This window comes from Motilimonas sp. E26, assembly GCF_021278025.1.
In the GTDB taxonomy this organism is placed as follows: Bacteria; Pseudomonadota; Gammaproteobacteria; order Enterobacterales; family CBDFNC01; genus Motilimonas.
The window spans coordinates 146,256-171,486 of sequence record NZ_JAIBHJ010000002.1; the positions used below are offsets into that span (position 1 = coordinate 146,256).

The following is a 25,231-nucleotide window of genomic DNA, read 5'->3' on the forward strand; positions in this document are numbered from 1 at the left end:
ATTTACAGGACTAATTTACGTAAATCAGACAGTAAACCATTAATTGTGGTGATGAAACGTGCGCCATCAGCGCCGTCAATCACACGGTGATCGTAAGAAAGCGCTAATGGAACCATCAAGCGAGGTTCAAACTCTTTACCGTTCCATTTTGGCTTCATTTCAGACTTAGACACACCTAAGATAGCCACTTCTGGCGCATTAACGATTGGCGTAAACTGCGTGCCACCGATGCCGCCAAGACTAGAAATACTCAGTGAACCACCTTGCATGTCTTTACCTGTTAGCTTGCCATCACGCGCTTTCTTAGAGATTTCAGCCAAATCGCGGCTTAGCTCGTGAATGCCTTTGCGGTTAGCATCTTTAACAACCGGAACCACTAGACCGTTTGGCGTATCTACCGCTACACCAATGTTGATGTATTTCTTGTAGATGATGTGCTCGCCGTCTTCAGCTAGTGACGTATTGAACTTAGGATGCAGTTCAAGGGCTTTCGCGACCGCTTTGATGATGAAGATCAGTGGGCTAATTTTAATGCCGTTACCGATTTTCGCATTCATCGCGTTTTCGCTTTGACGGAATGCTTCTAGCTCAGTGATATCCGCTTCGTCAAATTGCGTTACGTGTGGAATAGTTACCCAGTTGCGATGTAGCGCAGGACCAGAAATTTTCTGGATACGAGACATTTCAACGGTTTCGATTTCACCAAATTTAGAGAAATCAACTTTTGGTGCTTTCACAACTTGTAAGCCGTTACCACCGCCAACTGACGTTGTTGCCGTTGCTTTTGGACGTGACAATTCATATTTCACATATGCTTGTACGTCTTCTTTGATGATGCGAGCTTTACGCCCCGAGCCCTTAACCTTAGTTAGGTCTACACCAAATTCGCGCGCTAAACGACGCACTGATGGTGAAGCGTGCACTGTACCTGAACCTTTGCTTTCTGCTGCACTTGGGTGATGCGGCACTGGTGGCGGCTTAGGTGCTGCTTGTTGTGGCGTAGCTTGAGCTGGCGCAGGCGCTGCTGCAACAGGAGCCGGTGCCGCATTAGCGGGTGCAGGTGCCCCGGCAACGGTTACTTCAACAACAGCCACTAAGGTACCTTCAGATACCTTGTCACCGACGTTAATTTTTAGCTCTTTGACTACACCCGAAAACGGTGCTGGTACTTCCATTGAAGCCTTATCGCCTTCAACAGTTAGTAGACCCGCTTCTTCTTCGATAGTGTCGCCAACTGAAACAAGTAGCTCAGTGACTTCAACTTCATCGCCGCCGATATCAGGCACGTGAACTTCTTTAAGCTCAGTCGTTGATGCTGCACTTGGCGCTGCTGCAGGAGCAGGTTCAGCAACTGGTGCAGGCGCTGCTTGAGCAGCTGGTGCCTCTGCAGCAGCTGAGCCAGACTCAACGACCACAATCAAAGTGCCTTCAGACACCTTATCGCCAACCGCTACTTTAATTTCTTTCACTACACCGCCAAATGGTGCCGGTACTTCCATTGAAGCTTTATCGCCTTCAACCGAAATCAAGCCTTGCTCTTCTTCAATCGTGTCGCCAACGGCTACTAAAATCTCAGTAACGTCAACTTCATCAGCGCCAATATCTGGCACCGTGATTTCAAGCAGCTGGCTTGCGCCAGCTGGCGCTGCGGCTGCTGGCGCTGCGGCTGCTGGAGCTGGTGCTTCAGGAGCCGGCGTCGTAGGAGCCTCTTGCGCAGCAGGCGCTTCTGCTGCAGGCGCACCGCCCGCCGCTTCCACAGTAATGATAAGAGTACCTTCAGACACTTTATCGCCAACTGCTACTTTGATTTCTTTTACTACGCCGCCAAACGGCGCAGGTACTTCCATTGATGCTTTATCACCTTCAACAGAAATCAAACCTTGCTCTTCTTCAATGGTGTCACCCACGGCGACTAAAATCTCGGTTACATCGACTTCGTCTGCGCCAATGTCAGGAACCAGAATTTCTTTAATATCAGACATTCTCTTAATACCTATTGTTATGCGTGCAGTGGGTTAACTTTGTTTACATCAATGCCGAATTTAGCAATCGCTTCCGCAACCACTGATTTCTCAATGCTGCCTTGCTTCGCTAGTTCGCCTAACGCAGCAACCACTACGTAAGATGCGTTAACTTCAAAGTGACGACGTAGATTTTCACGGCTATCACTGCGGCCGAAACCATCAGTACCCAATACCTTGTATGGGCCTGGTACGTATGCACGTACTTGGTCAGCGTAAGTTTTCATGTAGTCCGTTGCCGCAACCGTTGGTACGCCAGCTTCAAGAACAGTCGTAATGTAAGGTACTTGCTCTTCGGCTAGTGGGTTTAGCATGTTTAGACGCTCAACCGCTTGACCATCACGCGCTAGCTCGTTGAATGAGGTTGCGCTAAATACGCTAGCATCAACGCCGTAATCTTCCGCTAGAATGCGCGCCGCTTCGCGAACTTGCAGCATGATAGTACCCGAGCTTAGCAATTGGATCTTAGCTTTACCTTGGCCTTTCACTTCGTCTAGCTTGTAAATACCTTTACGAATACCTTCTTCCGCACCTTCTGGCATGGCTGGTTGCTCGTAGTTTTCATTCATTACCGTTAGGTAGTAGTAAATGTTTTCGTTGTCTTCGTACATGCGTTTCATGCCGTCTTGAACAACCACTGCTAGCTCGTAACCGTATGTTGGATCGTAAGTGATACAGTTCGGGATCACGTTCGCTTGTACGTGCGAGTGACCATCTTCATGCTGTAAACCTTCACCGTTTAATGTTGTACGACCTGCAGTACCACCAATCACAAAACCACGTGCTTGTTGGTCACCCGCTAACCATGCCATGTCGCCAACACGTTGGAAACCAAACATAGAGTAGTAGATGTAGAATGGGATCATCGGGCTGTTGTTGGTGCTGTATGATGTCGCCGCGGCAACCCAATCTGCTTTCGCACCTAGCTCGTTAATACCTTCTTGTAGTACTTGACCTTTAATGTCTTCTTTGTAGTAAGCCACTTGGTCTTTATCTTGTGGGGTGTATTTCTGACCTTGACGAGAGTAAATACCCACTTGACGGAACAGACCTTCCATACCAAAAGTACGCGCTTCATCTGGGATGATAGGCACAATACGCTTACCAATTTGCTTGTCTTTTAGCAGTACCGTTAGGATACGCACAAACGCCATGGTAGTTGAAATTTCACGGCCGTTTGAACCTTTCAATACCGCATCAAATGCACTCACTGGTGGGATCGGCATTTCAATGTCAGAGTTAATACGACGCTGTGGCAAGAAACCTTTTAGGGCTTCACGGCGCGCCTTCATGTATCTTACTTCTTCCGAGTCTGGACCTGGGTTGTAGTAAGGAATGTTCGGTAAATCTTCATCCGAAATTGGAATATTGAAACGATCACGGTAGTGCTTGATCGCATCTAGATCCATTTTCTTCACGCCGTGAGCGATGTTTTTACCTTCGCCTGCTGCGCCCATGCCGTAACCTTTAACGGTTTTAGCTAAGATAACCGTTGGACGACCTTTGGTTTCAGCCGCTTTTTTGTAAGCTGCATAAACCTTGTATGGGTCGTGACCACCACGGTTTAGACGCCAGATATCTTCATCTGACATGTTAGCAACCATTTCGGCCGTTTCTGGGTACTTACCAAAGAAGTGCTCACGGGTGTACGCGCCGCCTTTGGCTTTAAAGTTTTGGTATTCACCGTCTACGGTTTCTTCCATTAGCTGCAGCAGTTTACCTGACTTGTCTTGTGCTAATAGTGGATCCCAGTAGCGACCCCAGATAACTTTTAGCACTTCCCAGCCGGCGCCGCGGAAGGTACCTTCAAGCTCTTGAATGATCTTAGAGTTACCACGAACTGGGCCGTCTAGACGCTGTAGGTTACAGTTGATAACGAAACATAAGTTATCTAGGCCTTCACGTGCAGCCATGCCGATAGCACCTAATGATTCAGGCTCATCACACTCACCGTCACCTAAGTAACAATAAACGCGCTGCTGTGAACAGTCTTTAATGCCGCGGTCTGTTAAGTATTTAAGGAAACGAGCTTGGTAAATAGCTGAGATTGGACCCAGACCCATAGATACCGTAGGGAACTGCCAAAAATCAGGTAGTAACTTAGGATGTGGGTAAGAAGGTAAGCCCTTACCGTCTACTTCTTGACGGAAATGGTCTAGCTGCTCTTCTGTCAAACGGCCTTCAAGGAATGCACGCGAGTAGATACCCGGAGAGATATGGCCTTGGAAGTAAACTAAATCGCCGCCGTCTTGTTCGTTTGGACCACGGAAAAAGTGGTTAAAACCTACATCGTATAACGTGGCAGAAGACGCGAAGCTTGAGATGTGACCACCTAGGTCTAAATCTTTCTTCGATGCACGTAATACCATCGCTAACGCATTCCAACGCACGATAGCGCGGATACGACGCTCTAACGCCATGTCGCCAGACATGTGTGGCTCTTGACCCGGTGGGATGGTATTAACATAAGCAGTGGTCGCGTCAAACGGTAAGTGACCACCGCTACGACGTGTTTTATCAGCTAGCTTTTCAAGTAGGTAGTGAGCACGCTCAGTACCTTCTTCTGAAATGACCGCTTCTAAAGCCTCTAACCATTCCGCAGTTTCCTGTGGGTCGAGATCTTGCTTCTGGATATCTGACATGGCAGTTTCCTATTTGTTATTCACGATAACGTGACTGCTTTCACGCACAAACGAAAGTGTGATTATTCACACCCAGTTATTCTTTAATTTGCTGAATTCGACGCAAAGAGCGCTCAAGGCGGTTTTCTTCACGACTAATTTCAAGCAGGGTTTCTTCAATAAAAACCAGATGGCGATCAGACGCGTCTCTGGCTTTTTTAGGCGCTTTGCCCAAAATCGCATCAAGCAACATTTTCCGGTGCTCACGAATTGCTTCGGTAATTTCCGGACGACGCTGCAGTTGTTCTAAATTGTGTAATACGTTTTGCTCTAATAACGGTAATAAACCGCGCATCAGATGCATCAATACCAAATTATGAGAGGCTTCGACGATGGCCAAATAAAATGCCACTACTACCTTAGCTTCTGCTTCAAGATCTTGATTTAATTGCACCTGCTCTATATTAGAGAAGGTTTGGCGAATTTGCTCAAAATCGGTCTCGGTGCCACGCAACGCTGCATAAAACGCCGAAATACCCTCAAGGGCATGACGAAATTCTAATAAATCATACTGTGATTCCGGCGTTGAGTTGAGCAAGTCGTACAAAGGATCGGTTAATCCTTGTCTAAGCTCGGCGCCAACAAAAGTGCCACCGCCATGACGACGAGTCAGCAAACCACGCGCCTCAAGACGTTGAATTGCTTCACGCAGAGATGGCCTTGAAACATCAAATTGCTTAGCTAATTCACGCTCAGGCGGCAGCTTCTGACCGGGATTTAAGCTCCCTTCCAGAATCATGCTTTCCAATTGCGCTTCAATCACGTCGGCAATTTTAGGCTGTTTTATCTTTTGATAGGCCATGGTTTCTCTTTTCGAGTACGCTTAGAGCAATTGGTATTACCAATTTTATTTGGCGCAAAAAATAGCAAAGCACTAACATTTTGTCTAGCGAAAAGCTGATCAAGATCAAACGATTTTATGTAACAGCTGCAATTTCATGCCAAAAAGGTCAGACCAATGCACTTGTTTTACATTCATTCAACCTTAACAGCACATTTTGACAACTTTGTTAAAAGCAAGTTATCCCTCAACCTAGGAGCCCTAGTAATGGGGCGATAAAATGACAGGCACTATAAATCACCTATATTAAATTCATCTATTCTAATGAGAATAAACTCATGCCCTTTCACGGCTATCGATTACGGTTAGGTAGAGTGTCACAAAGCAATCGTATTTACTCGATCACTTCAGTGACTTATCAAAGGCAACCACTGTTTAACGAGTTTAACTCTGCTCGCATACTTATTCATGCAATGGCAAAATCAGATAGCGAGCAACAATGCTCAACCTTAGCTTTTGTGGTGATGCCCGATCATTTTCATTGGCTGGTGCAACTGCACTCAAACCTAGAGCTAAAAGATCTCATTGGCCAAGTTAAGCGCCGTACCAGCTATCAACTTCATCAACAAGCGATAGCCAAGGATAAAGTCTGGCAGCATGGCTATTATGATCACAACCTCCGCCACGAAGATGAAATACTACCCACTTGCCGCTACATCGTGGCCAATCCTTTACGTGCCAAATTAGTCACCAGTGTTAAAGATTATCCGCATTGGGATTGCTGTTATTTGTGATGTTCCGCCCGTAGGAGCGCCAGTAATGGCGCGATAAAAGCGCGATATTAATTCACAGCCCAACCTTGCAAATATCGCTGCCAATCAAACCCAGTGCCGGGGTCGGTTTTGCGCTCTGGGGCGATGTCACTATGGCCAGTGATCCGCTGCGGGGTAATCAATGGATAACGCGTTAAAATGGCATCGGTTAATTGAACTAAACGAGCATATTGCGCATCGGTAAACTCGCTGTCATCGGTGCCCTCAAGCTCAATGCCAATAGAAAAATCATTACATTTTTCTTGTCCGGCAAACTCTGACACGCCCGCATGCCAAGCCCGTTTATCAAGAGGCACGTATTGTACTAATTCACCGTCACGGCGGATCAGAGCATGGGCGGACACTTTAAATTGGTGAATAATCTCAAAGTATGGATGTTCACTCGGATTAAGCTGACCGGTAAATAACTGGTCAATATACGGCCCACCAAATTGTGCCGGGGGCAAACTAATGGAATGGATCACCAATAAAGAAATGGACGCATCCAGCGGGCGAAAATCACAAAAGGGCGAAGGCACTTGGCGGGCTTGCGCTATCATGCCTTGGCTATCGATAGTAACAGACATACATTTCCTAAACTCAATGCCATTAATCCGCATATCCTGCCATTTCCAACACCTTAACTAAAGTCTGATCTGCTAAGACAGGTTGTCTTTTCAAGTAAAGCGCGTAATTATCAAGGTAAGCAGGTTTAAGTAAGAGTAGCAATTAACCCGCATTAGATTTCGCTGGGTTATATACCCAATCACCTTGAAGATGCATGTTTCAAGCACCTCTAGGTTGATTGGGTGTAAATAAGCCGAAAAGAATAGATGAGGAAGTCATGGAATTGCCGGAACACAATGCACCAAAAAAAGTAAGTAAATGGATGTGGGTAATTGCTTGGCTGTGCTTAGGTGGCCTGAGTTATCAATATTTTGATGGCAAAATAGCCCGCGAATATAATCCTAACGGCCAGCTAAATAATCAAACCCAACAAGGCAGCATTACCTTAGTGCAGAATCGCCAAGGCCATTACGTGGTTGATGGCCTGATTGACGGACAAAAGGTGACCTTTATGCTCGATACAGGCGCGACCTCAACCGTATTGCCACAGCATATTGCCGATCAAGTGGGTTTAACACGCGGCTACACCAGCCAAGTCAGCACCGCTAATGGCATTATTTCCGTCTATTCAACCGAGATTAAAAGCTTGAGCTTAGGGTCGCTAACATTGTACGATCTCCGCGCGCAAATAAACCCTTATATGGACGACGACACTGTGCTGCTTGGTATGAATGTACTGCGCCAGTTTAAGTTAGTACAACAAGGTAACGAGCTGACCATCAGCTTTAATTAACTTTATCCGCCCGACAGGACATAGCATGAACCAGCAAGAAATCGCCCAAAGCGTCACCCTCGCCCTCACTGAAGATTTAAACGGCCTAAGCGCTGATGTCGGCGATATTACCGCGAACTTAATTGCTGCTGAGACCCAAGCTAAGGCGACCATTATCAGCCGCGAGCAAGCGGTGTTTTGTGGCCAAGCCTGGGCCGATGAAGTATTTAAACAACTTGGCAACAGCGTCACCATTGATTGGCAAGTTAAAGACGGCGACCTCGTTACGCCAAATCAAGTGCTTTGCCATTTATCTGGCCCGGCTCGCACCTTGTTAACTGGCGAGCGCAGTGCATTAAACTTCATTCAAACTTTATCAGGTATTGCCACCGCGACCCATGAATATACCAGTAAAATTGCCCATACCCAATGTAAGCTGTTGGACACGCGTAAAACCTTACCGGGTCTGCGCAACGCATCTAAGTATGCGGTGACTTGCGGCGGCGGTAACAATCACCGCATTGGTTTGTATGACGCTTACCTAATTAAAGAAAACCATATTCTAGCCTGTGGCGGCATTGCAGAGGCCATTAACCAAGCACGCACTCTAAAGCCGGGTTTAAAAGTAGAAGTTGAAGTGGAAAGCCTCGAAGAACTTGCCCAAGCATTGGCTGCCAAGGCCGATGTGGTGATGCTAGATAACTTCACCGTGCCGATGATGGAGCAAGCCGTTGCCAATAACCATGGCACAACAAAGTTGGAAGTATCTGGTAATGTGGATCTAACCACCATCGCCACCTTTGCTGAAACCGGCGTGGATTTTATCTCGGTCGGAGCACTGACTAAGCATGTACAAGCAGTGGATTTATCAATGCGCTTTGTTGGATAAGACTTTGTGGATTGCCCGAAGGAGTGTTTTTTGTAGGTTCTAAGTTTGCTCAGGGAATTTGTGATATTTGCTTAACAAGCTCATCTCCTACGATCGGTGCGACCGTGAAAAATAGCGCGACACAGCTTTCGGAGCGGTTTGATCTCTGATTTAAACCGCGAAACACCAAGTAACTTGCAAAATCAACCTTAGATAAATGCGGCGTTAATCCCTATAGCAATCGACAGCAATAATACTTTTCTCTTAAATATCAAGACTTAGGTTTTACTGAGTCAAGTCTCAATTTTGCTAAAAGCATACGAAATAACTTGATAAAAAGGTGAGAGGTTCATTAGAATCGCCGCGTTGGTTACGATTATTTACATAATTGCTGCGGCGTTAATCTGTCAATTTCGCCGCTTAACACATAGAGCAAACCGTATAGTGTTGTGATAACCATTACAGAGTTAAACGAATCTCTGGCCAGTTTATCTGTATAAAGTGTGAAACACACCACTGTGTTCTAAAGTAAATATGTGAAAACATGATCTAGCTAACTTGTGTCAGATCAAGTTTCTTGAGATGTTACACCACAGGTAATGAAGCCTTAAATAAACTTCTATTACCTACCCTTATCCCTAATAAAACCGTAAGTGAAGGACAACCTTTATGAACAAGCAAATGAACAAAGCACAACAGGGTTTTACCCTAATCGAATTGATGATCGTAGTAGCGATCATTGGTATTTTGGCAGCGATTGCATTGCCGGCATACCAAACCTACACCAAAAAAGCAAAATTTTCAGAAGTTGTGCTAGCCGCATCTTCAGTTAAAAGCGCAGTCGATGTTTGTTACCAAACTCGCGGTGATAATGACCTAACAAAATGTGACACAGCAGCAGAGGTAGGCGTTAGTGCTGCTCGTGTAACTGCGGGCTCTCATGTTGCAAGCCTGTCTTGGGATTCAAATGGTGCATTTACCGTAACAGGTGAAGCAAGTGTTGATGGTGCAGATTATAGATTAGCACCATCAGAAGTTAATGGTTCACTAACTTGGGCAACAGTTAGTTCATCAACCTGTATTGCTGCAGGCTTATGTTAATCTAACTCTATTTTCGACTAAGGCATGAGATATCTCATGCCTTTTTAGTTTTATGAGGCAATGTAATATGGCAGGTAAATATAAAGGATTTACACTAATTGAGTTGATGATAGTAGTAGCTATCATAGCAATTCTTGCCAGTATTGCGTTACCCGCTTACTTAAACTACACCAATAAAACTCGTTTTTCTGAGGTTATTCTTGCAGCAAGTAATTTGAGAAAAACAGTTGACCTATGCTTTCAAGTCAATAATGTTAACGATTTAACTCAATGTAATAGTCTGAATAAATTAGGAGTTTCTAAAGCAAGCTTAACAGTTGGTAATTTTGTCGCTGATGTAGATATTGATTCTGTAGGCTCAATCACAGCGACAACAGTCTCAAATAATGGCTTTAACTCTGAGAATTATATTCTGACACCATCTGTTAATTCTGGAACACTAATATGGCAATTTGATGCTAGCTCAACATGCAAAACAAAAGGCCTATGTTAAGGTTGTTGATTTTTTTGGCACCACTTCTCTGTAATATTTTCAAGGTAGATTAGCTATGAACGTTAAAACCACCTCTTCTGGTCTAATACATAATTTAGCCACAAGGGGCCTAATAGCTAAAGATAAAAGTGCCTCCATTTTAGCAGGCTGCAATAGCGAAAAGATTCCGTTAGTGACTTATCTAGTCAATCAAAAACTGCTTTCCTCAAAAGAGCTAGCTGACTTCTGCGAATCCGAGTACGGCATTCCTTTGCTCGATCTTGATTCTTTCCAGTTAGAAGATATTCCCGATAAGTTTATTAATGAAAAACTTATCGAAAAGCATCACGCACTGCCGATTTATACCCAAGGACACACGCTCTACATTGCAATGTCTGATCCCACTAACGTGGGTGCACTGGAAGACTTTGGTTTTAGCTTTGCTATGCATACCGAAGCTTTATTGGTTGAAGAAGACAAGCTGCAAAAAGCCATTGAAAAACTGACCGAAGATGACACCTCAGCTTTAGGTGAACTTGACGAATCAGACATTGGCGATATCGATGTTGATGATACTGAGTCTCGTCTAGATGAAGCGCAAAATATGGGCGATGATGACGCCCCGATAGTTAAATACATAAATAAAATCCTTTCTGATGCCATTCGCAAAGGCGCTTCGGACATTCACTTTGAACCTTATGAAAAGAAATATCGTGTTCGTCTACGTATTGACGGCATACTGACTGAGGTGGCGACGCCGCCGGTCAATTTAACGAACCGTTTTTCTGCGCGGTTAAAGGTTATGTCTAAGCTGGATATTGCCGAGCGTCGCATCCCACAAGATGGCCGTATAAAACTGCGCTTATCTAAAAATAAGTCAATGGATTTACGTGTTTCAACCCTACCAACCATGTGGGGCGAGAAAATCGTAATGAGGATATTGGATAGCTCAGCGGCTAAACTTAATATTCATGCCCTAGGCTATAGTGATAAGCAAAAGAAACAGTATTTAGACGCTATTGAAAAACCGCAAGGAATGATTTTAATTACTGGGCCTACTGGTTCGGGTAAAACCGTATCTTTGTATACGGGTTTAAATATTCTAAATACCCCAGAGCGCAATATTTCTACTGCGGAAGACCCTGTTGAGATTAACTTGGAAGGCATTAACCAAGTACAAGTAAACCCGAAAGCGGGCTTAACTTTTGCAAGTGCGCTACGTTCATTTCTACGTCAAGACCCTGATATCGTGATGGTGGGGGAAATTCGTGACTTAGAAACCGCCGAAATTGGCATAAAAGCGGCGCAAACCGGTCACTTAGTATTGTCTACTTTACATACAAATTCAGCTTCTGAAACATTGACTCGCTTATTGAATATGGGCGTGCCCGCGTTCAACGTTGCCTCGTCGGTCACTCTAATTATGGCGCAGCGCCTAGCCCGGCGCTTATGTGAGCACTGTAAAACCCCTGAACAAATTCCATCCTCGGAGCTATTAGCCTTAGGCTACACTCAAGCGCAAGTAGCCAAGGGCATCACCACTTATAAGGCGGTAGGTTGTGATAAATGTACCGATGGCTATAAAGGCCGAGTTGGTATTTATGAGGTAATGGTAATGTCGGAAGCCATCAGCCGCGCCATTTTAGATAATGCCAATGCTATGGTGCTAAATGATATCGCGCAAAAGGAAGGTATGCATACCTTAAGACAATCTGCTTTAATCAAAGCTGTCGAAGGCGTCACCAGCCTTTCTGAAGTCACTCGCGTAACCAATGACTAAACAAATCAATTTAAAGGAATCATGATGGCAGTTGCAAAAGCCAAGAGCACTCCTAAAGTCTTCACCTTTAAGTGGAGCGGTGTAAACCGTAAAGGCAAAAAAGTTTCCGGTGAAATGCAATCAGAATCAGCCACACAACTAAAAGCCGAAATGCGTCGTCAGGGCGTCAATATAACTAAGGTGGTGAAAAAAACCGAAACTATTTTTGATAGGCTTGGTAATAAAGTTAAGCCAATGGATATAGCAATTATTTCTCGGCAAATTGCTACTATGCTTTCTGCTGGTGTTCCCTTAGTTCAAAGCTTACAAATGATTGCAAAGAGCAATGAAAAACCAGCAATTAGAGATTTGATAGGAACTATATCAACAGAGGTAGAGACTGGGACTCCCCTATCTGAAGCCCTTAAAAAACATCCGAAATATTTTGACGATTTATATTGTGATTTAGTCCAAGCTGGTGAGCAATCTGGTGCTCTGGAAAGCTTATTTGATCGTATCGCTGTTTATAAAGAAAAAGCTGAAGCTCTTAAATCTAAAATAAAAAAAGCAATGTTTTACCCTGCGATGGTTGTTGTAGTAGCTATAATTGTAACAACCATACTCCTTCTTTTCGTTATTCCACAGTTTGAAGAGATATTTAATGGATTTGGAGCTGAGTTGCCTGCATTTACACAGTTTGTAATAGGTATCTCAAACTTAATGCAAAGTTATTGGTACATAGTATTTGGTACTATAGCGATAATTATCTTCGCTTTTAAAAGGGCACATTTAAGCTCTCAGAATGTAAGAGACAATACTGATAAGTTTGTATTGAAAATACCTGTGATAAGCACCATATTACATAAAGCGGCTATGGCTCGCTTTGCCAGAACATTGTCAACAACATTTGCTGCTGGTATTCCTTTAATTGATGCACTTTTATCTGCTGCAGGAGCATCTGGTAACTACGTTTACCGCAGTGCCATTTTAAATATCCGTAACGAAGTTATTGCTGGCATGCAAATGCATGTGGCGATGCGCACCACGGGTGTCTTCCCTGATATGGTGACGCAAATGATCATGATCGGTGAAGAATCAGGAGATTTAGATGGCATGCTAAATAAGGTTGCTGATATATTTGAGCGCGAAGTAGATGACGCTGTAGATGGCCTAACCAGCATGCTAGAACCACTTATAATGGTAGTTTTAGGTGTCGTTGTTGGCGGATTAGTTATCGCAATGTACCTTCCAATATTCACTCTCGGTCAAGTCGTCGGCTAATCTTAAAGCTGTATTTTTGAAAGGTAAACAGCAGTAATGCAAGATGTCATTTTACAAATGGAGGCCTACCCCGCCTCCATTATTGTTTTTGCTGGGGTGCTTGGTTTAATGGTTGGCTCATTTTTAAATGTGGTTATCCATCGTTTACCTATAATGATGCAAAAAGATTGGCAGTCGGAATGCCGCATTTTGCTCAGTGATGAGCTTAAGTCTCCGCCTAAAGAAGACGAGATAGCTCCTCGTTATAATTTAGTTGTCCCACGCTCGGCTTGTCCTAACTGTAATCACCAAATCACCGCGTTAGAAAATATCCCCGTTATCAGCTGGTTAATGCTTAAGGGTAAGTGCAGTGAATGTGCAACCCCCATCTCAGCGCGCTACCCAGGTGTTGAGCTATTAACGGGTTTGATGTCTATCGCAGTCGCCTTTGTTGTGCCCTTTGGTTGGCCGCTAATGTTAGCCCTTACTTTAACTTGGTTTCTTGTGGTAATGACCTTTATCGACTTTGATACCATGCTATTGCCAGACCAACTGACCTTGCCGTTATTGTGGCTTGGTTTGCTGGCGAACTGTTTTGGCACCTTTACCGATTTACAAAGTGCGGTGCTAGGCGCGGCGGCGGGTTATTTAAGCCTGTGGAGTATTTACTGGGCGTTTAAGCTGCTAACTGGCAAGGAAGGCATGGGTTATGGCGACTTTAAGCTATTAGCAGCCTTAGGCGCTTGGTTTGGCTGGGTGTCGTTGCCGGTGATTATCTTGCTATCATCTTTTGTTGGCGCGGTTGCAGGCATTGCCTTGATGGTGCTAGCGAAAAATGGCCGTGGTCAACAAATTCCGTTTGGCCCCTATTTAGCGGGTGCGGGTTGGTTGTATTTGGTTTATGGCCAAGAATTAATTGAGCTGTATTTTTCGGTGATTTTGTAACATCGAGTTCACGGATTCGTAGGAGCAGAATTTATTCTGCGATATGTTTAAGCATAATCACAAAAACACATCACAGATGGAAGGTTTATCGCGCCATGACTGGCGCTCCTTGTATGTTGAACTTGTTGATTCGTGTTTTTTGTGAGACCTGAGCTTGCTCAGGGAATTTGTGATATTCGCAGAGCAAGCTCTGCTCCTACGGATTTAATAATCATCAAGATCTTGCTTTTCTGGCACAAATGCTGGCTCGCCGGCAATGCGTTTTTCTTCATCGGCCCACTCACCTAAATCAATCAATTTACAACGTTCACTGCAAAATGGGCGAAATTCAGATTCAGGTTGCCAAATAACTTCCGCTTGGCAGGTGGGACAGTTTACTTTGGTAATCGACATAACTAACAACTCGCAATTTGGAAGGGGATATCTTGGGCTTGTTCATCGCCATGGGGTAAAAAACGAATGGCGAAGCGGCTTTTATGACCACTTACGGTGGGATAAAAACCTAACATCGGCGATATTTTAATACGGATCATATCGGTATTATCCGCGTTATCTTGATAGAAACCATTCTTAGCCACTTCATTATTAAAATGACTACTATCGCGGCTCAGCTTCAGATTAAGCTGTAAGGCGCCAATGAGGGGCTGGAAGTCGGCAAGCCAGCGCTTACAGTCTGCCGCTTTTTCCTCTTCCGATAAGTTAAGCCAAAAATACAACTGAGGTAAATCGAAGCTGCATAAACCACCAGGAATTGAAAAACGCTGCCTCACCGCGGACAAAAAGCGATCTTCTTTTAAGGTTTGGGTGATGCGACTCAGCCTTGGCAGTTGGTAAATAAATTTACTCAATTGCTCTTGCAGCAGGTGAATGCGGTTTAAATCAACACCGGGAATAGTGGCCCAGTGGTTAACAGACTCTAGGTGCTTCTCGAGATCTTTCGTTAAGTCACCGCGAATTTCGCAGCGCTCCATCAACTCATGTAAATCGAGAATGCCTTTGAAGAATGCTTCTGGATCGCTGGACGCAGTTAAATGTCGACTCTTAGCTATTTGACCGAAGATATACTCTAGGCGTAAATAGCTTCTGCTTTTCTCGTTAAGTGGATGTTCGAAAATGACCATTCAGGTACAAAAATCCTCAAGCTGTTGGAAAAATCAAAGTTTAGCGCTTAAGTGACAAAATGTTGAGTGTTATGTGGATTAATTTCAGTTCATGCTTGTGACAGTATCACTTGATGTAAGTCTTTAACCTGCTGCGCCAGTGCGTTAACTTCAGCGGAATTATCTAACACGTAATCTGCGAGTTTTAAACGCTGGGCTCTGGAGACTTGCGCCGCCATAATAGATTCAATTTGCGCTTTGGAGTTGTTGTCTCTGGCCATCGCGCGCTTTAGCTGTACATCTTCTGGCACATCAACAATAACCAGCTTATCAATGTAGCTCAACAAGTCATTTTCAATCAGTAATGGCGCTTCTAAAATAGCGTATTCACCTTGGCAAGCTTGCAATTGAGAGAGTAGAGATTGGCGAATTAATGGATGTAATAAGTTATTAAGCCATTGCTTTTCTGTGACATCGGCAAAAACTTTTTCACGTAGCTTGGCGCGGTTAAGCTGACCATCGGGCAATAGAATGTGTTGGCCGAAATGCGCTGCAATTTGAGAGAGTGCGCCGCTACCCGAAGTCGGCATTACCACTTCGCGAGCAACAACATCAGCATCGACTACCGGTACCCCCAATGTTTTGAAAACACCACTAGCGGCTGATTTACCCGAGCCAATGCCACCAGTGAGGCCTAAAATAAACACGCTACTAATCCGCTAACAGTTTATCGACAATCGGTTGATTGGCATCAGGGAAGGTGTAATTTGGCAAATCAGCTTTCGCTACCCAACGTACTTCTTGGCCTTCAAGGCCTTGCGCCTCACCACTAAAATCAGTGCTAATCATAAAGTCCAATAGTACTTGCTTGTCAGGATAATCAAAACTAATGGAGTCAAACAAACGAGCGCTGTTGACGAGAATATTTACTTCTTCTTGCAGCTCACGGATCAATGCTTGCTCGGGGGTTTCGTTAGCTTCTACCTTGCCACCGGGAAACTCCCATTTGCCACCTTGATGTTGATGGTCAAGACGACAGCTGATTAATACTTGTTGCTCGGAGTTGATAATGATGCCAGCGGCGACATGGATACGTTTCATAATAGCCTTTAGGGGAATGTAGCAGCAGAAGTCATTCTGCGATGATGGTGTTGCAATGTTCGCATCTGTATCTGTGAATATTTCATAAAATGTATCGCAGAATAAATTCTGCTCCTACGAAAGAGATATCTCACCCTGTAGGAGCAGAAGTCATTCTGCGATCTTAGCAGCTAGAACGCTTAGCTTAATTTACCGTGGCATTGCTTGTACTTTTTACCTGAACCACATGGGCAAGGTTCATTACGGCCTACTTTTGGCTCTTCACGCACGAATGTCTCTGCGCTTTCGCTTTGCTCTTCTGCAACGGCGTCGGCTAATTGGCTGTGCGCGCTTTCATGTTGGTAAGCTTGTTGCTGTGCTTGTGCTTCACGACGACGTTGCTCTTCTACTGCATTAACGTCGTTCTGAGTTTGCACTTGCACCTTCGCTAGTATCGCCACTACATCATGTTTGAGGTTTTCTAGCATTTCTGTAAATAGCTCAAACGACTCGCGCTTGTACTCTTGCTTTGGATTCTTTTGCGCATAACCACGTAAGTGGATACCTTGACGTAGATGATCCATTGCTGATAAATGCTCTTTCCACAAACCATCTAGGGTTTGTAGCATTACCGCTTTTTCAAAGTTTTGAATAACTTCAAGACCAACCACTTCTTGTTTAGCTTTGTAAGCAAGGCGAGATTGATCGAGAATTTGCTCACGCAACTTCTCTTCGTCAAGCTTATCGTCTTTATCTAACCATTCTTGTAATGGTAGATCGAGTGCAAAGTCACTCTTCAAGCGGGCTTCTAAATCTGCAATTTGCCACATTTCTTCTAGTGACTGTGGTGGAATATATTGATCAATAGTACTGCTAATTACATCACCCCAAACCACCTCAATGGTTTCTGAAATATCACCACTGTCCATGAGTTCATTACGTTGCTCGTAAATGACCTTACGTTGGTCATTGGCAACATCATCATATTCAAGCAGTGATTTACGCATATCAAAGTTACGGCCTTCAACTTTGCGCTGCGCATTTTCAATGGCGCGAGAAACCCAAGGGTGTTCAATCGCTTCGCCTTCTTCCATACCCAACTTTTTCATCATGCCTGAAACTTTATCCGAGGCAAAAATGCGCATTAATGGATCTTCCATCGACAAGTAGAAACGCGTTGAACCAGGATCACCTTGACGACCAGAACGGCCACGTAACTGGTTATCGATACGACGAGATTCATGTCGCTCAGTACCAATAATATGTAAACCTCCGGCTTCCAATACCGCGTCATGTACTTTTTGCCAATCCGCTTTAATATCTTCTAGCTGTGCTGGCGTTGCGCCTTGTTCTTCAGCGTCAGTTAAACGTACTTGCAAGTTACCACCAAGTACGATGTCGGTACCACGGCCAGCCATGTTAGTTGCAATAGTGACTGCACCAGGCGTACCCGCTTGAGCAACAATTTCCGCTTCTTTTTCGTGAAACTTAGCGTTCAATACTTGGTGTTTAATTTTGGCTTTTGTCAGTAGCTTAGATAAAATTTCTGAGCTTTCGATCGATACCGTACCAACCAGCACAGGTTGCTTACGCGCTACACACTCTTTGATATCAACGATGATGGCTTCGTACTTCTCCATCGTAGTTAAGTAAACTAAGTCACCCATGTCTTTACGGATCATCGGTTTGTTGGTTGGCGTCACTACAGTTTCTAAGCCATAGATGCTTTGAAATTCAAATGCTTCTGTATCTGCCGTACCTGTCATACCCGCTAGTTTTTCATATAGACGGAAGTAGTTTTGGAAAGTGATAGATGCCAGCGTTTGGTTTTCGTTTTGAATTTTAACGCCTTCTTTGGCTTCAACCGCTTGGTGTAAGCCTTCAGACCAACGGCGACCGGGCATAGTACGCCCAGTGTGCTCATCAACAATAACAATTTCATTATCTGGGCTAACAATGTAGTCAACGTCTTTTTCAAATAATGTGTGAGCACGCAGCGCTGCATTAACATGATGCAATACTGAAATGCTGGAAGCGGCAAATAACGACGCGCCGTCTTCTAAGATTCCGCGCTCTTGCAAAATTTCTTCTACTTTAATCTGACCACGCTCGGTTAAGAAGGCTTGCTTACTCTTTTCATCAACGGTGTAATCACCTTCACCGACGTAATCTTCAGTATCTTCTTTCTCTTGTTGCTCTAGCAGCGGAATAACTTTATCAAGTTGCTGATAAAGCTCTTGGTTGCCTTCTGTTGGACCAGAAATAATCAATGGCGTACGTGCTTCATCAATTAAAATTGAATCCACTTCATCCACAACCGCGTAGTAAAGTTCACGCTGGGTACGGGCAGCAGGCTCAAACGCCATGTTGTCGCGTAAGTAATCAAAACCAAATTCGTTATTGGTACCATAAGTGATATCGGCGGCATAAGCGGCACGCTTTTCATCTGGCGTCATACCCGACAAGTTAATGCCAACCGACAGGCCTAAAAATTCAAATAAACGTCGGTTCCACTCAGCATCACGCTTGGCTAGGTAGTCGTTCACGGTAATAACGTGTACGCCCTTACCGGTAATAGCGTTTAAGTATGCGGGTAAGGTAGCGGTTAATGTCTTACCTTCACCGGTACGCATTTCAGCAATTTTGTTGTCATGTAAAATCATGCCGCCCAGTAACTGCACGTCAAAATGACGCATACCAAATACACGCTTTGAACCTTCTCGAACGACGGCAAAAGCTTCTGGTAGCAACTCATCCAAGGTTTTACCTTGCTGGAAAGCATCTTTAAACTCTTGCGTCTTAGCACGTAGCTCTGTATCACTAAGGGCTTGAAATTGTTCTTCTAGATCATTGATCTGTTTAACAACTTTACTTAATTTTTTCAGAAGTCGGTCGTTTCTACTGCCGATGATTTTGGTTATTATTTTGTTAAACATCTATCAACTCTCGCGTTTTAATCATTAAAGCTTGCTCAATCCTTGGCAAGAAAGTTATTTTCTAATTTGTGCTTGGTCTAACCGGCTTTTCGGTAAATATATTTACGCGGATTAACCTGTACGCCATCTTTTAGGACTTCGTAGTGCACATGGGGCCCCGTTGAACGCCCCGTTGTTCCCATTAATGCAATGGTTTGACCGCGGGTAACGACATCGCCCTCAGCTACGTTGACGGCTTTAGCATGAGCATAACGAGTAACAAATCCATCGCCATGATTTATCTCAACTAATTTACCATAACCCGTTTTAGTTCCAGCCCAGCTAACAATACCCGCCGCCGTGGCGGTGATGGGCATGCCATTACGCCCAGCAATGTCGACACCTTTGTGGTAGCGCGCACGTCCAGTAAATGGGTCACTGCGAACACCGAATAAAGAAGTGACATAGCCTTTACCTTTAACTGGCATACCAAAAATGAAGCTGTCATCAGAGATATGGTGATTCATTAACACAGATTCAAGTAATTGCATCTGTTCTTCGTTAGTTTTTATTTCAAAAGCCACTTCTTCAATCTGCTGAGTCAGTGTTTTTAGATCTACGCTGAGTACGAGATCATTATCTGAAATAGGGCCACCCATCGGCATAGGTTGAGAAAAATCAAATTCGCCGTCTTCCAATTCTGCTTGCTCAGCTAAGCGGCCGCCCAATGCATTCAAGCGACTAACTTGTGCTTGTAGCTCACCTACTTTCGTCGCCAACATAATTAACTGCTGATCAGATTCTTGTTTTAAGCGGGTTAGTTGCTCGTTTTTTTTGCTTAGATTGCCTGTAATACTGGCAATTTTATATTGCATTAGTGTGGCAGAATAGCCGTCGTAGAGGCGATGTCCGACCATTGCGGTGACAAAGGCAAATAGCACTAATAAAAACCAAATCCATTTGAGCTTTATCACTATGCTGTGCCGATGTTTCTGACCGGCGTAAATAACTGTTACACTCATGGTTATACTACTCGATTAGATCTTAAATAAGATGCGTAAAAATCATCCTTGTCCACTTACCAAATTGGCTTCTGACTCTAATTTCAGAAAATTGAAAGAGCGAGCCGATCAATTATCAGCGCTCGACAGGGTACTACAAAGTGTGTTGGAACAACACCAGATTAAACATTGCAAGATCGCAAATTTTAGAACTGGAACCTTATTCCTCGCCGTTTCCAGCGCAGTTTGGTTAACAAAATTCAATCAAAAGCGCAGCGATATTTTATCCGACCTACGTCAAAGTATTCCGGCATTGGTTAGCATTGAAGCTAAAATCAATCCTGAACTAGCCAAAAAAGTAACCGTAAAGGTCAATGAACCCGTTCAATTTAAAGCTAACCCTAGGAGGATCTCTGAAACTTCAGCGGGCTATATTTTGAGCGCTGCTGAACACGCATCGGGGAAACTGAAGGAAAAGCTAGAAAGATTAGCTGCACTGGCTACAGAGAGACGAGCCAGTACAGATAACGATAATTAGCCTAAGACTATTAGCCTAATTAAATCAAACGCAGTTTATTAGTTACAAATAGTTTTAGCTAAACTATTTGTTAAGCAAACGCTGGCGATAGGTATGTCACCGCCTCTTCTGCTTCTTGCTCAAAGCTCACCATTTCCCACGCAGTTTGGTCTGCTAACAGCGCACATAACAATTTATTGTTTAGTGCGTGTCCGGTTTTGTAGGCTTTTAACTCACCTAAAATAGTGTAGCCACCTAAGTATAAGTCACCAATAGCGTCCAATACTTTGTGTTTTACAAACTCGTCTTCATAACGCAGACCGTCTTCGTTTAACACACGGTAATCGTCTAAACCAATCGCATTGTCTAAACTCGCACCTAGAGCCAAGTTGTTAGACTGCAAATACTCAACATCACGCATAAACCCAAAGGTACGTGCGCGGCTGATTTGCTTTAAAAACCAAGGACCAGAAAACTCACTAACAATGTGTTGGTTTTGCCCTTCAATTACCGGGTGAGCAAAATCAATCGCGAAATCTAAACGGAAACCCTTATTAGTCGGGTTTAGCTCCGCCCATTTATCCCCATCCTCTACGCGAACAGGCTTTTTAATGCGGATAAATTTCTTCGCGACGTTAAGTTCTTCTATGCCGGCAGACTGAAGCAAAAACACAAAAGGACTGGCACTACCATCCATAATTGGAATTTCTGGTGCATCCACGTCAATCACAATATTATCGATACCTAAGCCCGCTAAAGCAGCACTTAAATGCTCAACTGTTGAAATTTTTTCGCCAGACTCGTTCACTAAACAAGTACAAAGCATGCTCTCTTGCACTGCCTGCGCGGTAGCCTTAATGCTTACCACAGGATCTAAATCGACCCGACGATAAACAATACCTGTATTAGCTGGAGCGGGACGCAAAGTCATCGTGACTTTATTACCCGAATGCAGGCCAATACCGGTTGCTTGTACGCTTTGTTTTAATGTTCTTTGTTTAATCATTGAGTCTTCCGTTTTTCAACACAGTCGTATAAATAATAGCGTCATTACCCAGTATCCGATATATAGACAAACGCCTACTTTTATAGGGGCCATACTAGATAATAGACTGTATTTCACGCGTTATTACGCAACATGTTAACACATGTCACAGAATTTCCAAATATGATGATTATTTAGTCTGCTTGCTTTCTTAAAAAAGCAGGAATATCTAAATAGTCAATGTCCGATTTGGCTTCTGCTGCTGGTTTCGCCTTGGGCTCTTCAGCTGGTTTCGCAACAGCTTGTTGCTGTACCGCCGCAGACGATTCATTAATAATTGGCGCATTAACTGCTGTTTCACGTACCACAGGCTTAGGGTTAACTAATGTGATATCTGGCTTACGCTCACCGCCAATACCTGTTGCAACAACCGTTACTCGTAGTTCATCAGACATTTCTGGGTCGATAACAGCACCGACAACCACAGTGGCATTTTCAGATGCAAAAGTACGTACTGCATTACCAACCGTTTCGAACTCTTCAATGGTGATATCAAAACCAGCTGTGATGTTGACCAGAATACCGCGCGCCCCCGCTAGATCGACATCTTCGAGCAGTGGACTAGAAATCGCTGCATCTGCCGCTTCTTCAGCACGATCATCGCCACGAGCAACACCGGTACCCATCATGGCCGTACCCATTTCTTTCATTACGGTGCGTACGTCGGCAAAATCCACGTTGATCAAACCTGTGCGAGTAATTAGCTCGGCAATGCCTTGAACTGCGCCAAATAAAACATTGTTAGCTGCTTTGAATGCGTCCAATAGGCTGATACCACGACCGAGTACTTTTAACAGCTTATCATTTGGAATAGTGATTAACGAATCCACTTCCGTCGCTAATTGTTCAATTCCTTGCTCGGCATAACTTAAGCGCTTTTTACCTTCAAAAGCGAATGGCTTAGTCACCACTGCTACGGTCAAGATGCCCAACTCTTTAGCAATGCTTGCTACAACTGGCGCGGCGCCTGTACCCGTACCGCCGCCCATACCGGCAGCAATAAAGATCATATCAGACCCTTCAAGTAATTCTTTAATGGCTTCACGATCTTCTAGTGCTGCTTCACGTCCCACTTCTGGGTTCGCGCCAGCACCTAAACCTTTAGTGATACCAGAGCCAATTTGTAATGTGGTCCCTGCATTTGAATTACGCAGTGCCTGCGCATCGGTATTCACCGAAATAAACTCAACACCTTCAATGTTTTGAGTCAACATATGTTCAACAGCGTTGCCGCCGCCGCCACCTACACCAACGACCTTGATGACAGCTTCGTCTGCATGACTGTCCATTATTTCAAACATAACTCTCTCTCCGTTTACCTTTGCCTGTTCGCAAAAAATTTAAAATTCGCCTTTAAACCAACTATGCACTCGCTTAACGAATGAACCAACCCCTTGGCTCTGCTCTTTCTCTTGCCAAGTGGTGATCTGGTTTGCCTTTTGATACTGCAGTAATCCAACCACGGTTGAAAAAACTGGTGAGTCTACATACTCAGTTAACCCTTTAACATTGAGTGGCTTGCCTACACGAACCTGAGATTGAAAAGTCACTTCCGCACTCTCAACTAAGCCCTCAATTTGCGCCGCACCTCCTGTAAGTACAACGCCTGCAGCAAGCTGGTGTTTAACCCCTTGCTTTTTTAACTTTTCTTGTAGCTTATCAAGCTCTTGCTTTACTAAACCTAATAATTCGCTATAGCGAGGTTCAATCACCTCGGCCAGCGTTTGTCGTTGTAGGCTACGCGCTGGCCTGCCACCAACACTTGGCACTTCAATGGTGTCTTCACGACTGACTAATGAGCCCATCGCACAGCCATATTTCACTTTTACGACTTCCGCATCGGATGGCGGTGTGCCAAAGGCATAAGCAATATCGCTAGTCACTGCATGGCCAGCGTAAGGGATCACCGCAGTATGGCGCAGAGCGCCGCCAGTGAATACCGCTAAATCCATGGTGCCACCGCCAATATCGACCACGCACACACCCAGTTCTTTTTCGTCTTCTGTTAACACGGCATAGCTTGAAGCCAAAGCAGAAAAAATAAGTTGGTCAACTTTTAAATCACATCGTTCAACCGCTTTAACAATATTTTTTGCCATGTCGTTATGACACGTGATCAAATGAACCTTGGCTTGCATCCGCACACCGGATAAGCCCACCGGGTTTTTAATGCCCTCTTGGTAGTCAATGGCAAACTCTTGCGCCAACACATGTAAGATTCGGTGCTCATCACGGATCCGCACCGATTTAGCGGTGTGGATCACATTGTCAACATCATCTTGGGTCACTTCTTCATCAGAAATAGGCACCATACCAATTTCGTTTTGACAACTAATATGTTTACCTGAAATACCTAAATAGACCGAAGATATCTGACAATCAGCCATTAACTCAGCTTCTCGCAGCGCGCGTTCAACCGACTTGACTACCGAGTCCAGATCATTGACCCCCCCCTTGTCCATACCTTTAGACTGGTGGGTTCCCATGCCAATAATATTTAACTCTCCATCGGGTAATACCTCACCGATCAGAGCGGCAACTTTAGTGCTACCTATATCTAAGCCAACTATTAATTTTTTATCCGTTGCTTTGGTCATCTGGCTCTCTTTTTGGTTTCCATCCTACTGCTACGCCGGTGTCATAACGTAAATCGACATAAGCTACTTTTTCAGCATCCAGTAAAGGATAAATATCAATAAATCGTTGTACTCTATCTACTCTTTGCTCACGGCCAAGTTTTAACTCAATACCTTGCTTAAGTTGTATATTCCATGCGTAGCGATGGGTCAGTTCAAGGGCTTCAATATTAAAGCCATTCAGCATCAGCAAGCTTTCTAACTGTTTATATACTTCTAACACTTCTACCGAGCTTTGGTTTGGCCCGTATAAATACACCAGCTGCTCAGTAATTTTATCTTGTGGTGCGTTGAAGACCTCACCTTGGTTATTCAGCAAATCCTCTTCATTCCAATACGCACTTACTGTTTGCTCTTGTAAAAACACTTTTAATCTATCTGGCCAACGCTTACGTATTGACGCAGAATAGACCCAAGGCAGTGATTCTAAGTTTTCTTGCAATTGTGCCACATCTAAGGTGAAAAAGTTCTGCGACTCAGGGATTGCCAATAATACTTGGCGAACCTCATCATCACTCACGTATTGGCGATCGCCCAACACAATAAGTTCACTCATTGGCAACCTTTTCTGGTCTGTCAACCACTGTGCCACTGTTAATCCTGTCCAATACAACCCGGCAAGTACCAATAAAAAGAACAATAAGCCAGCGAAAAAAGCAGCACGACTTTGTGAATGTATGACCACTGAATCAGATTCATTAGACACATCAGCACGGCTCTTTTTTTGCTTAGCGACAGGTTCAGCCACTCATTTCCCTTTTACCGATGTTATGAACAAAAATTACGCCTTGTTTCTACTTCAAAAAGCCGTTAAACGCTGCATTATATCGAGCATTATTCTGGGTTCAATGTAATTACTGCGTCAAAACACAACAAAACATTCAAATCTGAACAAATA

Annotated in this window: 23 protein-coding genes; 9 read left to right on the forward strand and 14 right to left on the reverse strand. The window is 44.2% G+C overall.

Translation table 11 applies throughout. The features are described from left to right. Positions 1 to 2 precede the first annotated feature (2 nt). The 3 genes from aceF to pdhR form a co-directional block, all read right to left on the reverse strand. Entirely contained in the window at positions 3 to 1,982 is a 1,980-nt protein-coding gene (aceF, locus tag K1M91_RS01980; protein WP_232799882.1) for a pyruvate dehydrogenase complex dihydrolipoyllysine-residue acetyltransferase, read from the reverse strand. A 17-nt stretch (positions 1,983 to 1,999) separates the two neighbouring features. Then, positions 2,000 to 4,663 carry a pyruvate dehydrogenase (acetyl-transferring), homodimeric type gene (gene aceE / locus K1M91_RS01985; RefSeq protein WP_232799883.1) on the reverse strand — a complete coding sequence of 888 codons (2,664 nt, stop codon included), beginning with the start codon at positions 4,661 to 4,663 and terminating at the stop codon, positions 2,000 to 2,002. Positions 4,664 to 4,739: 76 nt separating this feature from the next. Further along, positions 4,740 to 5,504: a pyruvate dehydrogenase complex transcriptional repressor PdhR gene (gene pdhR, locus K1M91_RS01990; RefSeq protein WP_232799884.1), complete on the reverse strand. Its 765-nt coding sequence runs from the start codon at positions 5,502 to 5,504 to the stop codon at positions 4,740 to 4,742. 353 nt (positions 5,505 to 5,857) lie between these two features. Here pdhR and K1M91_RS01995 point away from each other — a divergent pair, with 353 nt between their 5' ends. Next, positions 5,858 to 6,277 (forward strand): transposase, encoded by a 420-nt coding sequence (locus tag K1M91_RS01995; RefSeq protein ID WP_232799885.1) that lies wholly within the window; start codon positions 5,858 to 5,860, stop codon positions 6,275 to 6,277. 47 nt (positions 6,278 to 6,324) lie between these two features. Here K1M91_RS01995 and ampD read toward each other — a convergent pair whose 3' ends face one another. Then, the gene (gene ampD, locus K1M91_RS02000; RefSeq protein ID WP_232799886.1) at positions 6,325 to 6,882 is read right to left on the reverse strand and encodes a 1,6-anhydro-N-acetylmuramyl-L-alanine amidase AmpD; all 558 of its coding nucleotides are present in this window, start codon (positions 6,880 to 6,882) and stop codon (positions 6,325 to 6,327) included. Between the two features lie 257 nt (positions 6,883 to 7,139). On the opposite strand from ampD, the gene K1M91_RS02005 reads away from it, so the two are divergent. The 7 genes from K1M91_RS02005 to K1M91_RS02035 all read left to right on the forward strand — a co-directional run bounded on the left by K1M91_RS02005 (position 7,140) and on the right by K1M91_RS02035 (position 14,039). Next, entirely contained in the window at positions 7,140 to 7,655 is a 516-nt protein-coding gene (locus tag K1M91_RS02005; RefSeq protein ID WP_232799887.1) for a retropepsin-like aspartic protease, read from the forward strand. A gap of 25 nt (positions 7,656 to 7,680) precedes the next feature. Further along, positions 7,681 to 8,523, forward strand: coding sequence for a carboxylating nicotinate-nucleotide diphosphorylase (gene nadC / locus K1M91_RS02010; RefSeq protein ID WP_232799888.1), 843 nt, complete (start codon positions 7,681 to 7,683; stop codon positions 8,521 to 8,523). A 648-nt stretch (positions 8,524 to 9,171) separates the two neighbouring features. After that, positions 9,172 to 9,603 carry a prepilin-type N-terminal cleavage/methylation domain-containing protein gene (locus tag K1M91_RS02015; protein WP_282561058.1) on the forward strand — a complete coding sequence of 144 codons (432 nt, stop codon included), beginning with the start codon at positions 9,172 to 9,174 and terminating at the stop codon, positions 9,601 to 9,603. A gap of 67 nt (positions 9,604 to 9,670) precedes the next feature. Continuing rightward, complete coding sequence (locus tag K1M91_RS21320) at positions 9,671 to 10,096, forward strand: prepilin-type N-terminal cleavage/methylation domain-containing protein (protein ID WP_282561059.1); 426 nt, start codon at positions 9,671 to 9,673, stop codon at positions 10,094 to 10,096. A 55-nt stretch (positions 10,097 to 10,151) separates the two neighbouring features. Beyond that, a complete protein-coding gene (gene pilB / locus K1M91_RS02025) occupies positions 10,152 to 11,855 on the forward strand; it encodes a type IV-A pilus assembly ATPase PilB (RefSeq protein WP_232799889.1) in 1,704 nt (567 codons plus the stop codon). A gap of 24 nt (positions 11,856 to 11,879) precedes the next feature. Next, the gene (locus tag K1M91_RS02030; RefSeq protein ID WP_232799890.1) at positions 11,880 to 13,115 is read left to right on the forward strand and encodes a type II secretion system F family protein; all 1,236 of its coding nucleotides are present in this window, start codon (positions 11,880 to 11,882) and stop codon (positions 13,113 to 13,115) included. Positions 13,116 to 13,151: 36 nt separating this feature from the next. Continuing rightward, positions 13,152 to 14,039: an A24 family peptidase gene (locus K1M91_RS02035; protein ID WP_282561060.1), complete on the forward strand. Its 888-nt coding sequence runs from the start codon at positions 13,152 to 13,154 to the stop codon at positions 14,037 to 14,039. Between the two features lie 204 nt (positions 14,040 to 14,243). Here the strand turns inward: K1M91_RS02035 and yacG are convergent, their stop codons facing one another. The 6 genes from yacG to K1M91_RS02065 all read right to left on the reverse strand — a co-directional run bounded on the left by yacG (position 14,244) and on the right by K1M91_RS02065 (position 20,156). Further along, on the reverse strand, positions 14,244 to 14,432 hold the full coding sequence (gene yacG, locus K1M91_RS02040) for a DNA gyrase inhibitor YacG (RefSeq protein ID WP_232799891.1): 189 nt from the start codon (positions 14,430 to 14,432) through the stop codon (positions 14,244 to 14,246). A gap of 2 nt (positions 14,433 to 14,434) precedes the next feature. Beyond that, positions 14,435 to 15,160, reverse strand: a complete 726-nt coding sequence (gene zapD, locus K1M91_RS02045; RefSeq protein ID WP_232799892.1) for a cell division protein ZapD — start codon at positions 15,158 to 15,160, stop codon at positions 14,435 to 14,437. Positions 15,161 to 15,249: 89 nt separating this feature from the next. After that, the gene (gene coaE, locus K1M91_RS02050; protein WP_232799893.1) at positions 15,250 to 15,846 is read right to left on the reverse strand and encodes a dephospho-CoA kinase; all 597 of its coding nucleotides are present in this window, start codon (positions 15,844 to 15,846) and stop codon (positions 15,250 to 15,252) included. Between the two features lie 4 nt (positions 15,847 to 15,850). Beyond that, complete coding sequence (gene mutT, locus K1M91_RS02055; RefSeq protein WP_232800041.1) at positions 15,851 to 16,243, reverse strand: 8-oxo-dGTP diphosphatase MutT; 393 nt, start codon at positions 16,241 to 16,243, stop codon at positions 15,851 to 15,853. 176 nt (positions 16,244 to 16,419) lie between these two features. Continuing rightward, on the reverse strand, positions 16,420 to 19,155 hold the full coding sequence (gene secA / locus K1M91_RS02060) for a preprotein translocase subunit SecA (RefSeq protein ID WP_232799894.1): 2,736 nt from the start codon (positions 19,153 to 19,155) through the stop codon (positions 16,420 to 16,422). A 77-nt stretch (positions 19,156 to 19,232) separates the two neighbouring features. After that, the gene (locus K1M91_RS02065) at positions 19,233 to 20,156 is read right to left on the reverse strand and encodes a M23 family metallopeptidase (protein ID WP_232799895.1); all 924 of its coding nucleotides are present in this window, start codon (positions 20,154 to 20,156) and stop codon (positions 19,233 to 19,235) included. Positions 20,157 to 20,187: 31 nt separating this feature from the next. Between K1M91_RS02065 and K1M91_RS02070 the strand changes: the two genes are divergently transcribed. Next, positions 20,188 to 20,673: a DciA family protein gene (locus K1M91_RS02070; RefSeq protein WP_232799896.1), complete on the forward strand. Its 486-nt coding sequence runs from the start codon at positions 20,188 to 20,190 to the stop codon at positions 20,671 to 20,673. A gap of 70 nt (positions 20,674 to 20,743) precedes the next feature. Here the strand turns inward: K1M91_RS02070 and lpxC are convergent, their stop codons facing one another. The 4 genes from lpxC to K1M91_RS02090 form a co-directional block, all read right to left on the reverse strand. Further along, positions 20,744 to 21,658 (reverse strand): UDP-3-O-acyl-N-acetylglucosamine deacetylase, encoded by a 915-nt coding sequence (lpxC, locus tag K1M91_RS02075; protein ID WP_232799897.1) that lies wholly within the window; start codon positions 21,656 to 21,658, stop codon positions 20,744 to 20,746. Positions 21,659 to 21,831: 173 nt separating this feature from the next. Beyond that, positions 21,832 to 22,998: a cell division protein FtsZ gene (gene ftsZ / locus K1M91_RS02080; protein ID WP_232799898.1), complete on the reverse strand. Its 1,167-nt coding sequence runs from the start codon at positions 22,996 to 22,998 to the stop codon at positions 21,832 to 21,834. Positions 22,999 to 23,037: 39 nt separating this feature from the next. Further along, entirely contained in the window at positions 23,038 to 24,294 is a 1,257-nt protein-coding gene (ftsA, locus tag K1M91_RS02085) for a cell division protein FtsA (protein ID WP_232799899.1), read from the reverse strand. Further along, complete coding sequence (locus tag K1M91_RS02090) at positions 24,275 to 25,081, reverse strand: cell division protein FtsQ/DivIB (RefSeq protein ID WP_232799900.1); 807 nt, start codon at positions 25,079 to 25,081, stop codon at positions 24,275 to 24,277. Before K1M91_RS02090 ends, ftsA begins: the two co-directional genes overlap by 20 nt. Between the last annotated feature and the right edge of the window lie 150 nt (positions 25,082 to 25,231).